At 68.5% G+C, this 257-nt stretch carries 1 protein-coding gene; it reads right to left on the bottom strand.

The genetic code is table 11. The features are described from left to right. Positions 1–257, bottom strand: a 257-nt coding sequence (locus tag RAD10_RS42225) for a hypothetical protein (RefSeq protein WP_461622057.1), incomplete at both ends; no start/stop codon positions are given.

The raw sequence follows: 257 nt of genomic DNA, 5'->3' as shown, positions 1-257 counted from the left end.
TGGGCGTGTCGACCTGAATGGTTACGACACTGCCGCTCACCCCAGTTTGCGCACCCAGCGCAGCGTCGGTGGCACCGATATCGCTCGGCGTGTCGGTTGGCGTCGGCGTGGCGGTCGGCGCAACGAAGGCGAGGCCGGGACCGGTCCCGAGCAGCCCGGCCTGCAGCGCCGCCTGATAGGTATCGTCGATCCGCTTGACCCCGGCAAAGAGCAGCACGGGCAGCGCATCGCCGCGATCGACGCGCAGCGAAAATTGC

It is taken from the genome of Bradyrhizobium sp. 23AC (genome assembly GCF_054863025.1).
The sequence above is the reverse complement of the archived record's forward strand: the minus strand, read 5'-3'. Positions and strand labels throughout refer to the sequence as shown.